General features: G+C 66.5%; 11 protein-coding genes and 1 tRNA gene. 7 read left to right on the plus strand and 5 right to left on the minus strand.

Annotated elements, in window-relative coordinates:
- Window positions 1-5 precede the first annotated feature (5 nt).
- Window positions 6-581: an MBL fold metallo-hydrolase gene (locus Hhyl6_RS18275; protein WP_483740676.1), complete on the minus strand. Its 576-nt coding sequence runs from the start codon at window positions 579-581 to the stop codon at window positions 6-8.
- A 144-nt stretch (window positions 582-725) separates the two neighbouring features.
- On the opposite strand from Hhyl6_RS18275, the gene Hhyl6_RS18280 reads away from it, so the two are divergent.
- The 4 genes from Hhyl6_RS18280 (at window position 726) to Hhyl6_RS18295 (ending at window position 4,312) form a co-directional block, all read left to right on the plus strand.
- Window positions 726-1,310: a HalX domain-containing protein gene (locus tag Hhyl6_RS18280; protein ID WP_483740677.1), complete on the plus strand. Its 585-nt coding sequence runs from the start codon at window positions 726-728 to the stop codon at window positions 1,308-1,310.
- Window positions 1,294-1,983, plus strand: a complete 690-nt coding sequence (locus tag Hhyl6_RS18285) for an RAD55 family ATPase (RefSeq protein WP_483740678.1) — start codon at window positions 1,294-1,296, stop codon at window positions 1,981-1,983. The genes Hhyl6_RS18280 and Hhyl6_RS18285 overlap by 17 nt, the downstream gene beginning before the upstream one ends.
- Before the next feature lie 92 nt (window positions 1,984-2,075).
- Window positions 2,076-2,819: an FAD-dependent thymidylate synthase gene (gene thyX / locus Hhyl6_RS18290; RefSeq protein WP_483740679.1), complete on the plus strand. Its 744-nt coding sequence runs from the start codon at window positions 2,076-2,078 to the stop codon at window positions 2,817-2,819.
- Between the two features lie 110 nt (window positions 2,820-2,929).
- Window positions 2,930-4,312 (plus strand): ABC transporter substrate-binding protein, encoded by a 1,383-nt coding sequence (locus tag Hhyl6_RS18295; RefSeq protein WP_483740680.1) that lies wholly within the window; start codon window positions 2,930-2,932, stop codon window positions 4,310-4,312.
- Window positions 4,313-4,333: 21 nt separating this feature from the next.
- Here the strand turns inward: Hhyl6_RS18295 and Hhyl6_RS18300 are convergent, their stop codons facing one another.
- The 4 genes from Hhyl6_RS18300 to Hhyl6_RS18315 are packed head-to-tail and all read right to left on the minus strand — an operon-like array spanning window position 4,334 to window position 8,316.
- Window positions 4,334-5,089 (minus strand): ABC transporter ATP-binding protein, encoded by a 756-nt coding sequence (locus Hhyl6_RS18300; RefSeq protein WP_483740681.1) that lies wholly within the window; start codon window positions 5,087-5,089, stop codon window positions 4,334-4,336.
- The gene (locus Hhyl6_RS18305; protein ID WP_483740682.1) at window positions 5,086-5,928 is read right to left on the minus strand and encodes an ABC transporter ATP-binding protein; all 843 of its coding nucleotides are present in this window, start codon (window positions 5,926-5,928) and stop codon (window positions 5,086-5,088) included. Before Hhyl6_RS18305 ends, Hhyl6_RS18300 begins: the two co-directional genes overlap by 4 nt.
- Entirely contained in the window at window positions 5,921-7,204 is a 1,284-nt protein-coding gene (locus tag Hhyl6_RS18310) for a branched-chain amino acid ABC transporter permease (protein ID WP_483740683.1), read from the minus strand. The genes Hhyl6_RS18305 and Hhyl6_RS18310 overlap by 8 nt, the downstream gene beginning before the upstream one ends.
- Window positions 7,201-8,316, minus strand: a complete 1,116-nt coding sequence (locus tag Hhyl6_RS18315; RefSeq protein WP_483740684.1) for a branched-chain amino acid ABC transporter permease — start codon at window positions 8,314-8,316, stop codon at window positions 7,201-7,203. Before Hhyl6_RS18315 ends, Hhyl6_RS18310 begins: the two co-directional genes overlap by 4 nt.
- A gap of 129 nt (window positions 8,317-8,445) precedes the next feature.
- Here Hhyl6_RS18315 and Hhyl6_RS18320 point away from each other — a divergent pair, with 129 nt between their 5' ends.
- From Hhyl6_RS18320 to Hhyl6_RS18330, 3 genes are all read left to right on the plus strand, one after another.
- The gene (locus Hhyl6_RS18320; protein ID WP_483740685.1) at window positions 8,446-11,553 is read left to right on the plus strand and encodes an FAD-binding and (Fe-S)-binding domain-containing protein; all 3,108 of its coding nucleotides are present in this window, start codon (window positions 8,446-8,448) and stop codon (window positions 11,551-11,553) included.
- A gap of 49 nt (window positions 11,554-11,602) precedes the next feature.
- A complete protein-coding gene (locus tag Hhyl6_RS18325) occupies window positions 11,603-12,751 on the plus strand; it encodes a helix-turn-helix transcriptional regulator (protein WP_483740686.1) in 1,149 nt (382 codons plus the stop codon).
- A gap of 67 nt (window positions 12,752-12,818) precedes the next feature.
- A tRNA-Glu gene (locus tag Hhyl6_RS18330) sits at window positions 12,819-12,893 on the plus strand.
- Window positions 12,894-12,905: the final 12 nt, after the last annotated feature.

The raw sequence follows: 12,905 nt of genomic DNA on the forward strand, positions 1-12,905 counted from the left end.
GCCGGTCAGAACCGTGCGGCCTGCCACGCCAACTCGATGTCGCGGTAGGGGTCGTCCGTGACGCTCGGTCCGTGTCCGGTGTGCATCGCGCCGAGGTCCTCGTCGACCACGTCGAGGACCCGGTCGATGCTCTCTACGAGTGAGTCGCGGTCACCCTCTTCCAGGTCGGTCCGACCGAAACTCCCGTTGGCGAAGACGAGGTCCCCGGCGAACAGGACGCTCGCGGCCGGCGAGTAGAAGCAGAGGTGGTCGTTCTTGTGTCCCGGTGTGTGGAGCGCCCGGTAGTCGTGGTCGCCCAGCGTCACTGTCTCCGCGTCGCCGACGGCGTGGTCGACGCCCGTCTGTTCGGTGTCGTATCCCCACACGTCGACGTCGAACGCCGAGACGACGTCGTCCAGATTGCCGACGTGGTCGTAGTGGGTGTGGGTCAGCACGACCCCGTCGAGGCCGTCGGCGTGGTCCCGTACTTTCGAGGCGATATCGTACTCGTTGCCGACGTCCACGAGGACGGTCCGCTCCCCGGTGACGAGGAATGCGTTACTCGTGAACGACTGGACGCCACGAGACAGGTTCCGTATCATGTCTCCCCGTAGCCGAGGGACCCCAATGTGGGTGTCGTTCTGGCCCGGAACGGTCCGCTGGCACCGGTTAACACACGCACCCGCCCGTGTCAGCACCCACAGGGCTATGTATGTGGATAGTAAAACGGCAACAGTAAGACCAGTATGTCAGAATCGGACCCGCCTGTGGTACTCATCGTCGAAGACGAACCGGACGTCGCCGAGACGTACAAACTGTGGTTGGAAGGTGATTACGAGGTCCGGATGGCCCAGAACGGAGACGAGGGTCTCGAACTGCTCGACGACTCCGTCGACGTCGTTCTCCTCGACCGGATGATGCCGGGGCTCTCCGGCGACGAAGTGCTCAACCGAATCCGGGAGCGAGACCTCGGGTGCCGGGTCGCCATGGTGACGGCCGTCGAACCGGACTTCGACATCCTCGAGATGGGGTTCGACGCCTACCTCTCGAAGCCGATTCGGAGCGAACAGCTCCACGAGACGGTCTCGAACCTGCTCGAACGTTCCGAGTACGACACACTTCTACAGGACTACTACGCTCTCGTCGAGAAGCAAGCGACGCTCGAAGCGACGAAGTCGAACGCGGAACTCGCAGACAGCGAGGAGTACGCGGCGCTCAAAGCCGAAGTCGCCGAGATGCGGGACGGACTCTCGGATACGCTGGGCGGTATCGAGGACGACGACGACTTCATCGCAACACTGCGGGGACTGAGCAATGGCGAAGAGAACTGAGGTGGCGGAAGATATGTACGACCTCTCATCTGTACTCGACTTCGAGGCGCTGTCTGAGGTCTCGCCTGGGTCCAGTATCCTCATCTCTGGCCCGGCGATGACCGGGAAGCAACGGCTGGCCTACGACATCTTGGCCGACGGTGCGAAAAACGGCGACGGCACCGTCGTCGTGACGACCGGCGACAACGCGACGGACGTCGTCTCGGAGTTCCGTGAGCGGGTCCCGGAACTCGAGGAGTCCCAACTCGGCGTGGTCGACTGCCGCCGCGAGAGCGGGTCCGAGAGCGGGTCAGTCGACGGCGCGTACGTCCATCAGGTGTCCTCGCCGGCCGACCTGACGGGCATCGGTATCGGCATCACCAAGACGTTGGAGGGGCTGCACAACTCGGGCCGCGAGCGGGGTCGACTGGCCCTCATCTCGCTGTCGACGATGCTCACCTACACCGACAAGAAGACGGTGTTCAAGTTTTGCCACGTCCTCTCGTCCCGACTGGACGCCGCAGACTACATCGGCGTGTTCACCATCGACTCCGGCGCCCACGAGGAGCAGACGATTCAGGTCATCAAGCAGGCGTTCGACGGTCTCATCGAGGTCAGAGACGCCGAGGGCGGCGGCCGAGAGTCGCGCCTCCTCGGTCTGGCGGGCGAACCGACCGACTGGAAGCGCATCTGAAGCCCCTTCGGAAGCCGCCGCCGTGCCGATGGTTCTGCATGCTGTCGCGGTCGGGGAGGAAGTATTTTCACCCTCGGGCGTTCCCACCCGGTATGGAAGTCACGCTGTTGGAAGCCACAGAGGACCCGGAGGACGTCGTCTGCAAGGCGGCCCGCAACGACTACAGCGGGGAGTTCGTCGGCGGGCAGTCCCTCGAAGCGACGATGGAGACGGTGGAGGGAGAGACCCTCGACGAGAAGAAAGCGACGCTCATCGGGCACTTGCTCGACCACGGCCACTTCGGACCGTTCGAGCACCCCCAGATAACGTTCGCCGTGGAGGGCGTCTCCCGGTCCTGTATGGCACAGATTACGCGCCACCGCCACGTCTCCTTCGACGTGCAGTCGATGCGGTACGTCTCCTTCGACGACGTGGACCCCGAAGACGTCCGAGAGGGCGAGATGGTCGTCGTGCCGCCGTCGGCGACGGACCCCGAGTGGGTGGGTCGCAACCAGAAACAGGGCGCCGTCGACGAGGGCGACGTGGAGAAACGGGCCGAGATTTTCCGCGACGCCATCTCGGACGCCGTCGAGTCCTATCAGGAACTGCTGGACCTCGGGATGCCGCCCGAAGACGCCCGGTTCGTCCTCCCCATCGGGACGGAGGTCAACATCGTGATGTCGATGAACGCGCGGATGCTGATGCACGTCGCCGACATGCGCGCCGCCGCCGACGCCCAGTGGGAGATTCGCGAGTTGACGGAGGAACTGCTGGACATCGCCGGCGAGTGGTGCCCCATCACCTTCGACCACTACGAGCGCGAGATGAAGAACCGCAAGAACAGGCTCGCTCCCTGACAGGTCGCCAACCACGTCGACCGAGCGGGAGAGAACACGCTATCAGGCCGCCGTACAGCGTCCCAGCACGGGCAACATATTTCTACTAGTGGGTTCAAAGACGGATAGATATGAGTCGTGATACCAGTCGACGAACGTTCCTCAAGCGCACCGGTGCGCTCAGTACACTGAGTCTCGTCGGACTCGCAGGGTGTTCGACGGAACCGAGCGACGGCGGTGGTGGCGGTGACGGTAGTGACGGTGGTAGCGACGGCGGCGACGGCGGCACCACCGGCGACGGCGGGAGTGACGGCGGTGGCGGTGCGGACACGCCCGACGTCCTGATGGTGGTCGGCTACCCCCAGAGCGGCGTCCAACTGTTCAAGGACTACTACTCTGACTACGGCGACGACACCGTCGACATCCTCGTCACGGACGGGTTGCAAGACGGGAGTCTCCCCGGCGACGTGGGCAACGACATGTCCAACGTACAGGGGTCGGCACCGTCGGCGGCTGGGCCCGGCGTCGAGACGTTCACGGACCTCTTCACGTCGGAGTTCGACTACGACGAGGCCGGCGTGTTCACCTCGCAGGCGTACGACGCCTCGGCGGTCCAGATTCTGGCCAACCTGATGGCCGGCGAGAACGACGGCACCGCGATTCGCGACCACATGCGCGTCGTCGCGAACCCCGGCGGGACGACGTACACGCCATCCGAACTGCCAGAGGCGGCCGAAGCGGCGGCGGCCGGCGAGAACATCCAGTACGAGGGAGCATCGAGCAACGTCAACTTCGACGACGCCGGGGACATCACCTCGGCGCAGTATCAGGTTTTCGGGTTCACGCAGGAAGGCGTCGAGACGAAACAGACCATCGACTTCGGTGGCAACGCTGACCTCGCCCAACCGGAACCGTCCGGGAGTGGTAGCGGGAGCGACCGGACGGTTCGACTGGGTGTCCTCCAGCCAGAGACGGGCGACCTCGGTCCGCTCGGGCAGGCCATCCGCGACGGGGCGCTCCTCCCCGCGATTCAACTCCGTGACTCCATCGACCAGACCATCGAGACGCAGGTCGGTGACACGCAGTCGACGGCGCAGGCGGCGGTCAACGCGGCCAACTCGCTCGTGAGCGCCGGCTTCCCGTCTATCACGGGTCCCGCAGGCTCCGAGGCGACGATTCAGGTCGCCCGGAACGTCTACGTCGACAATCAGGTCGTGGGCTGTTCGCCGTCGGCGACGTCGCCGGCGATTACGACGCTCGAGGACGAGGACTTCCTCTTCCGGACGCCGCCGAGCGACGCCCTGCAGGGGCAGGTGCTCGCACAGATTGCCACCGAGGAACTGGGCGCTTCGACCGCCTCGACGCTGTACCTGAACAACAGCTACGGGCAGGCGCTCCAACAGGCGTTCGCCACGGCCTTCGAAGAGCAGGGCGGCAGCATCGCTCAGCAGGTGGGCTTCGAGTCCCAGCAGTCCTCGTACACCTCCCAAATCAACAGCGCACTGAACCAGTAACCGAACAGCCGGTTTTTCGCGCTATCCGCCGAGGAAGTCCTGTCTGACCTGCTGGTCCGCGAGGAGCGTCTCCCCGGCGTCCTGATACCGGTTCTGCCCCTGCACGAGGACGTAGCCGCGGTCACAGCGACGGAGCGCCTCCTTGGCGTTCTGTTCGACCATGAGGACGGCCGTGCCGTCGTCGTTGATGCCGTCGATGCGGTCGAACATCTCGTCGACGAGGTCCGGTGCCAGTCCCGCCGACGGTTCGTCCAGCAAGAGCAGGTCGGGGTCGAGCATCAGCGCCCGTCCCATCGCCAGCATCTGCCGCTGGCCGCCCGAGAGCGTCCCGGCCTTCTGGGTCGACCGTTCTCCGAGGATGGGGAAGCGGTCGTACACCGCCTGAATCTGGTCTTCGGGCACTTCGTCGAGGATGTACGCCCCCATCTCCAAGTTCTCTCGGACGGACAGCGACGCGAACACGTTGTCGGTCTGGGGGACGTAGCCGATGCCCTCGTGGATTATCTGGTCTGGGCGACGTTGGCTGATGTCCTCGCCGTCGAACTCGACGGACCCGCCCATGTACGTCGTCAGTCCGAAGACGGACTTCATCACCGTCGACTTCCCCGCGCCGTTCGGGCCGACGATGACGACGTACTCGCCGTCCGCGACGTCCATGTCGACGCCTTCGAGCACCTGCAGGTCGCCGTAGCCGGCGTCTAGGTCACGGACCGCAAGCAGGCTCTCCGCGGGGTCCGGGAGTGTCGCGTCCTCGGACCGCTGTGCCTGCTGGCTCATACGTCACCTCCGAGGTACGCTTCGAGAACGCGCTGGTCCGACTGGATGGCGTCGGCGTCGCCTTCGGCGAGAACCTGTCCCTGATGCATGACGATGATGTGCTCGCAGTGGTTCATGATGACGTCCATGTCGTGTTCGACCAGCAGGAAGGTCAGGCCCTGCTTGCGCAGTTCGTCGATGCGGTCCAGCAACTTCTCTTCGAGCGTCGGGTTGACGCCGGCCAACGGTTCGTCGAGCAGGACCATCTCGGGGTCGGTCATCAGCACGCGCGCCATCTCCAGCAGTTTCCGCTGGCCGCCCGAGAGTGTCCCGGCGTTCTCGTGTGCGAGGTGGTCGATTTCGAAGAACTCCAGCGTCTCCCACGCCTCCTCGACGACGGCGGCCTCGTCGCGCTGGACCCGTTCGCGCAGACCCGGCACGACGGAGCGGAGCGCCGACTCGCCCACCTGTCCGGGCGGAGCGAGCATCACGTTCTCCAGCACGGTCATCTCGGAGAGTTCGCGGGCGATTTGGAACGTCCGGACGAGTCCCCGTTTGGCGAGCGTGTAGGGCGCGAGGCCCGTCACGTCCTGCCCGTCGAACCGGACCGTTCCACCGGTGGGGTCGTGGATGCCGGTGATGCAGTTGAACGTCGTGGACTTCCCGGCCCCGTTCGGTCCGATGAGGCCGGTGAACGCCCCGGTCCCGACTTTGAACGACGCCCCGTCGACGGCGGTGACCCCGCCGAACTCCTTGCGGAGTCCCTCTACTTCGAGGAGCGGCGAGTCGATGGCGTCGCTCGTGGTCGGCACGTCGCTCTCCGGCGACTGCTCCGTGCCGACCGCTTCGGCGTCACTCATCGTCCACACCTCCGTCGGTGCCGCGAGGCCGAGTCAAGTCCACGCTCGCCGCGGGTTCGTTGCGGTGTCCCAGCAGCCCCTGCGGCCGGTTCTGGATGATGTAGATGAGGACGACGCCGATGAGGACGAACCGGAGCGTGCTGACGTTGCCGACGGTGTAGGCGACGAGCGGGGTCGGGTCGAGCGACCCGAGCGCCGCGATGGCCTCGAAGACGTTTCCCGGCGCGCTCGTCCCGAACGTCGGGAAGTACTCCCCGAGGCGGGCCGGCAGATAGAACAGCAGGGCCGAGAACGTCGCCGCCCCGAGTATGCTCCCGGTGTTCGACCCCGACCCGCCGATGATGAGCGCCGCGAACACGTAGAACGTAATCGCCGGGCGGAACTGCGCGGGGCTGATGTAGCCGGCGCTCCCCCGGAACAGGGCCCCGGCCAGCCCCATCAGCGCACAGCCAATCATGAACGCCTTGATTTTGAACAGGCGAGTGTCTTTCCCGAGCGATTGGGTGACCTGTTCGTCCTCGCGGATGGCCTTCAGGACGCGGCCGAACGGGGAGTTGACGACGCGGCTGAGGACCCAGTAGGTGCCGGCCACGACGGCGAGCAGGGTGAGACCGTAGGCGATGTTGACGACGTTCGGGCCGGAGATGCCGACGCTCTCGGCGGCGACGACGAGCGGTCGGCCGGGACCGTTGACGACGTCTGCCACGATGTCGTCCGGCGAGGCGAACGAGATGCCCGTCGCGCCGCCCGTCCCGAACCGCTTGCCGAACACCTGTACTTCGGCGACGCCGCCCCAGTTGACGAACAGGCGGATAATCTCCGAGAGGGCGACGGTGACGATGGCGAGGTAGTCGGCGCGGAGGCGAAGCGCGGGAAGTGCGGCGACGGCGCCGACGATTGCGGCCATCACCATCCCGGCGAGCAAACCGACCCACAGTGGCAGACCGAACCCGGGGACCCCACCGGCACCCGGGTCGGCCGGTGCCGTCAGGATGGCCGTCGTGTACGCGCCGACGGCCATGAACCCGGCGACGCCGATGTTGAACAGACCCGTGTACCCCCACTGGAGGTTCAGCGCCAGCGTGAGGATGGCGTAGGCGCCGACCAGCACCGTCACGCTCCCGACGAACCCGGCGGCGAGGTTCGCCGCCTGCGCGCCGCCGACGCTGAACGCCAGTATCGTCAGCAGGAGCCAGATGGCCGCGAGGAACGAAACGACGAGCGCGGCGTCGGGCAGTTCCGCCAGTCGGTCCCGAACGTCCTCGACGGCGCTCATGCGGTACTCACCCCGCCGAAGATGCCCGACGGACGCAACAGCAACACGACGATGAGGACGGCGAAGGCGGCGGCCCGCGTCAGGCCCGACGGGAGCCAGATGAGCGCCAGACTGTCGACGAGGCCGATGAGGACGCCGCCGGCCATCGCGCCGTAGATAGAGCCGATGCCGCCGACGATGACCGCCGCGAAGATGAGGAGGAGGAGAATCCAGCCGAAGTTGAAGGAGATGGTCCCGCTCTCGAGGACGAGGAGGTAGCCGCTCGTGCCCGCCAGCGCGCCTCCGAGAATCCACGTGAGACGGACGACACGCTCCGTGGGGATGCCGGTGACGCGAGCGAGGTCCTCGTTGTCGGCCATCGCCCGCATCTCCTTCCCCAGTTTCGTCCGCTGGAGCAGGAAGTGGACCCCGAGCATCAGGACCAGCGAGACGACCAGCAGGGCTATCTCGTTGTCCGTGATGGCGACGCCGGCGACCAGTTGCAAGCGGGCGCCGCTGGTGGCGACCCCGCTGGTCTGCGTGCTGAAGACGAAGGCGACGAGGTAGCGAAGGGCGAGCGCCACCCCGATAGAGGCGATGAGCAAGGAGATGTTGTCGGAGTTGCGCATCGGTCGGTAGACGAGACGGTCGACGACGAGGACGACGGCGACGGTGCCGACGGCGGCGACGACCAACCCGAACAGGACCAGTCCCCACGTCGCACTCGTGCTCAACTGCTGCCCGCCGTTGAACAGAAACAGGGACGACAGCGGTGCGCTGACGGCCAGATTCGCCGTCACGTATGCGGCGACCCACCCGAGGAACGCTCCCACGGTGACCGTATCGCCGTGGGCGAAGTTGGCGAAGTCGAGGATGCTGTACGTCATCGAGAGACCGATGCCGGCCAGACCGACCGCGAGGCCCACGAGGATGCCGTCTAAGACCATCGAGGCCAGCGACCCGACGGTCAGCGCGCCGCCCATGACCCGGAACCCGAAGGCGTACACGGTCGTTCCGAGCAGTTTCGTGAAGAGGTCGGCGACCAGATAGACGAGGACTGTCGCGACCACACCCGCTCCCGGTCGCGCGACTGCCAGTCGTCTGCTACCCGAGACAGTTTCTGCGATACCCATTGGTTAGCAATGCTTCTACACTGGAGCGTAAATAACGCTCCGGTGGTTTCGCGTCGGTCTGCTGGCAGATACGCCCGAAAGTTCCCTCGTGTGCGTCAGGTTAACGTCGGGCCGGCCGAACGTCGGAGTATGGGCGCAACCGAACAGGGACCGACCGAGGACCCGGCCACGGACGCGCGGGCGGACTACGACTACCGGACGGACTCCGTCGACCGCCCCGCGATGGTGGCCGACCTCTCGGACCGGGTCGAGGGCGACGTACGGTTCGACGAGTACTCGCGGCAACTCTACGCCACCGACGCCAGTGCGTACGAGGTGACGCCCGTCGGCGTCGTCTACCCCGAGTCGACGGCCGACGTCGCGGCCGTGATGGACTACTGCTCGCAACGCGAGATACCGGTTCTGCCCCGGGGCGGCGGAACCAGTCTCGCTGGCCAGTCGGTCAACGAGGCCGTCGTCCTCGACTTCACGCGCCACATGGACACACTGTTGAACGTGGACCCGGACGCGGCCCGCGCCACCGCACAGGTCGGGACCACGCTGGGGGACCTGAACGCGGAACTCGCCCCGCACGACCTGAAGTTCGCGCCGGACCCCGCGTGGGGGGACAAGTCCGCGCTCGGCGGCGCTATCGGTAACAACTCGACCGGCGCGCACTCCCTGCAGTACGGCAAGACCGACCACTACGTCGAGGAGTGCGAGGTGGTGTTGGCCGACGGGACGGTGACGACGTTCGGCGAAGTGGACGTCGAGACGCTTCGGGAGAACGCGGACCCCGACGGCGACCTCGAAGCCCGGATTCACGCGGGGGTCGCCCGCATCCTCGACGTGGAGCGAGACGACGTCGAGGCCGCCTTCCCGGACCTCAAGCGCAACGTCTCGGGGTACAACCTCGACCGCCTCGTCGCCGAGGCCGACGGCGAGTACGGCGAGGCCGGCACCGTCAACCTCGCCCGACTGCTGGCCGGGAGCGAGGGGACCCTGGCAATCGTCACCGAGGCCACCGTCTCGCTCGAACCCATCCCGGAGACGAAGTCGCTCGCGTTGCTGGCCTACGACGACCTCGTCTCGGCGATGGAGGACGTCTCCCCCATCCTCGACCACGACCCGGCCGCAGTCGAGGTGTTGGACGACGTGTTGCTGGACCTCGCGGCCGACACCGAGGAGTTCGGCGACCTCGTGGCCGAAATCGTCCCCGACGGAACGGGGGCCGTCCTCCTCGTGGAGTTCTACGCCGAGAACGACCCGCAGGGCAAGCAGAAGGTGGCCGACCTCCTCACCGACCGCGTGGGCGACGTCTCGACGGACGCCGTCCCGAAGGAGGGGGCCGAGGAGATTACGGCCGCACCGCTGCGGGCCTTCCACGGCCGCGAGGCCCACGAGGAGGCCGAGCGGACGCGGTTCTGGAAACTCCGGAAGTCCGGCCTCCCCATCCTCCTCTCCCGGACCAGCGACGCCAAACACATCAGTTTCATCGAGGACACCGCCGTCCCGCCGGAGAACCTCCCGGAGTACGTCGCGGACTTTCAGGACGTCCTCGAAGAGCAGGGGACCTTCGCCTCCTTCTACGCCCACGCCGGGCCGGGGTGTCTCCACATCCGACCGCTCGTGAACACGAAGACCCTGGAGGGCGTCGAGCAGATGGAGGCCATCGCCGACGGCGCGACGGACCTCGTGAGAGAGTACGGCGGGTCCGTCTCTGGGGAACACGGCGACGGCCGCGCACGCACGCAGTGGAACCACAAACTGTACGGCGACGACGTCTGGAAGGTGTTTCAGGACCTCAAGACGGCGTTCGACCCGGACTGGCTCCTGAACCCGGGACAGGTCGTCGGCGTGGACGAGTCGACTATCGAGGCGGGCGAGGCCCCGCCGCGGGCCCGCACCGTCGACATGACCGAGAACCTGCGCTTCTCGCCGGAGTACGACTTCGACTTCGACTTCGACCCCGCGCTGGACTGGCCCAACGAGAACGGGATGCAGGGGATGGTCGAACTCTGTCACGGATGCGGAGGCTGTCGGGGACCGCAGGAGACGACCGGCGGGGTGATGTGTCCGACCTACCGGGCGGCCGACGAGGAGATTACGGCCACTCGCGGCCGGGCGAACATGCTCCGGCAGGCGATGAGCGGCGACCTGCCCGACGACCCGACCGACGACGAGTTCGTCTCCGAGGTGATGGACCTCTGTATCGGCTGTAAGGGGTGTGCGAAGGACTGCCCGAGCGAGGTGGACATGGCGAAACTGAAGACGGAGGTCGAACACGCACACCACCAACGACACGGCGCGAGTCTGCGCGAGAAGGTGTTCGCCAACGTCGAGACGGTGAGCAAGGTGGGGAGCGCGCTCGCGCCAGTCTCGAACTGGGCGCAGAAACTCCCGGGGAGCGACTACCTCGGTGAGAAACTGCTGGGTATCGCCCGCGAACGCGACCTGCCGACGTTCGAGCGCGAGTCCTTCGAGGACTGGTGGGCCGACCGCGGGCCACGAGTCGCCGAGGCCGACGCGGAGCGGCGGGCCCTGCTGTTCCCCGACACCTACAACAATTACAGCCACCCAGCGGTGTTACAGGCCGCCGTCGAGGTACTGGAGGCCGCGAACGTCCACGTGCAGGTTCCCAACGAGGTGACCGCGTCGGGCCGGGCGGCCCACTCGAAGGGGTTCGTCGACGTCGCCGGCGACCGGGCGGCGACCAACGTCGCGGCCCTCGAACCGATGGTCGCCGATGGCTGGGACGTCGTCGCCGTCGAACCGTCCGACGCGGTGATGTTCCAGTCGGACTATCTGGACCTGCTCGGCCACGACCACGACGAGGCGACGACGGTGGCGGCGAACACCTTCGGCGTCTGTGAGTACCTCGACCGCTTCGCGCTGGACGCGAACGTCGACTGGGCGGGGGCGTCCACGTCGCTGACCTACCACGGGCACTGCCACCAGAAGGCGACGAAGAAGGACCACCACGCGGTCGGCGTCCTCCGTCGGGCGGGCTACGACGTCGACCCGCTGGACTCCGGGTGCTGCGGGATGGCCGGCAGTTTCGGTTACGAGGCCGAACACTACTCCATGAGCAAGGCGGTCGCGGGCATCCTCTACGACCAGATAGCAGACAGCGACGGCGAGGAAGTCGTCGCACCGGGGGCCTCCTGTCGGACGCAGTTGGCCGACAGACCGCTCGCGAGCGAACCCCCACATCCGATAGAGAAACTCGCAGACGCCGTGGGGACGACCGGACGATAGGGCGGCTATTCATAGCCCTTTTATGCTGTCCTTGGGTCTTACGACCTAGATGTCACGCGCGGCCGCTGTCGTCGTCGCCCTCCTGCTGGTTGCCAGCCTCGCCGCCGGCCCCGCGCTCGGCGCTCAGTCGCCGGCCCGGGTTCAGACGCCGGACGAGTTCGAGGAGACCACGTTCCGTGTCACCGTCTATCAGAACGGCTCTGCGACGTGGGCCATCGAACACCAGACGCCGCTGACCAACGAGACGGAGCGGCAGCGGTTCGAGGACTTCGCCCGCTCCTTCGAGCAGAACGAGACGGAGTTGTACGTGAACTTCGTCGAACGGGCGGGTTTGCTCACCCAGTACGGCACCAACCAGACGGGGCGGCAGATGGAGGCGCGGAACTTCGAGCGGGCAGCGTCGACCAACCCGGTCCAGAGCACCGGTACCGTCCGGATGCAGTTCCTCTGGACGAACTTCGCCAACGTCTCCGGTGACCGCGTCGTCGTCGGCGACGTGTTCGAGGGCGGGTTCTACATCGCGCCCAGCCAATCGTTCGTCGTCGAACGCGGACCGGAACTGGCGTTCGCACAGGTCCAACCGCCGCCGGACTCCCGGAGCCAACCCGACTCGCTGGCCCGGAGCGAGAGCGTCAGTTGGGTCGGCGAGCAGTCGTTCCCCGACCGACGCCCCTACGTCGAACTCGGGGACCGGTCGGCCGTCACCGACGGCGCGCAAGCGACGACACAGGAGGGGGGTACGACAGACGTCCCGGGCGCTGCGAACGGGATGTGGCCGCTGGCCGTCGTCGCCGTCGTCCTCGCTCTCGGGGCCGTCGCCGCCGCCGCGTGGCGGTCCGGCGCCGCGGCGGCCGCCCTCGGCGGCGACGAGAGCGGTGGAACCGCCGTAGAGTCGACGACACAGCAGGGACCCTCCACCGAGGAACCCGCACAGACTGACCCGGAACCGGCCGTCTCCGACGAGGAGTTGCTGAGCGACAGCGACCGGGTGCTCAACCTCCTCGAAGAGAACGGCGGCCGGATGAAGCAAGTCGACATCGTGGACACGACCGATTGGTCGAAGTCCAAGGTGAGCATGCTCCTCTCGGACATGGAGGAGGACGGCGACATCAGCAAACTCCGCGTCGGCCGGGAGAACATCATCAGCCTCGCCGGCGAGGAACCCGACGCCGCCGGTTCTCCCTTCGACGAGGAGTGAGAAACCCACACAGGGCACTCCCGAAACGCAATCATTATACGTTCCACCTCCCTTCGTTTCAGTGTACGCTCCGTTGGTGTAGTCCGGCCAATCATATCACCCTCTCACGGTGATGACCAGGGTTCGAATCCCTGACGGAGCATCCTTCAGTTGG

Source organism: Haloarcula sp. H-hyl6, from assembly GCF_056934455.1.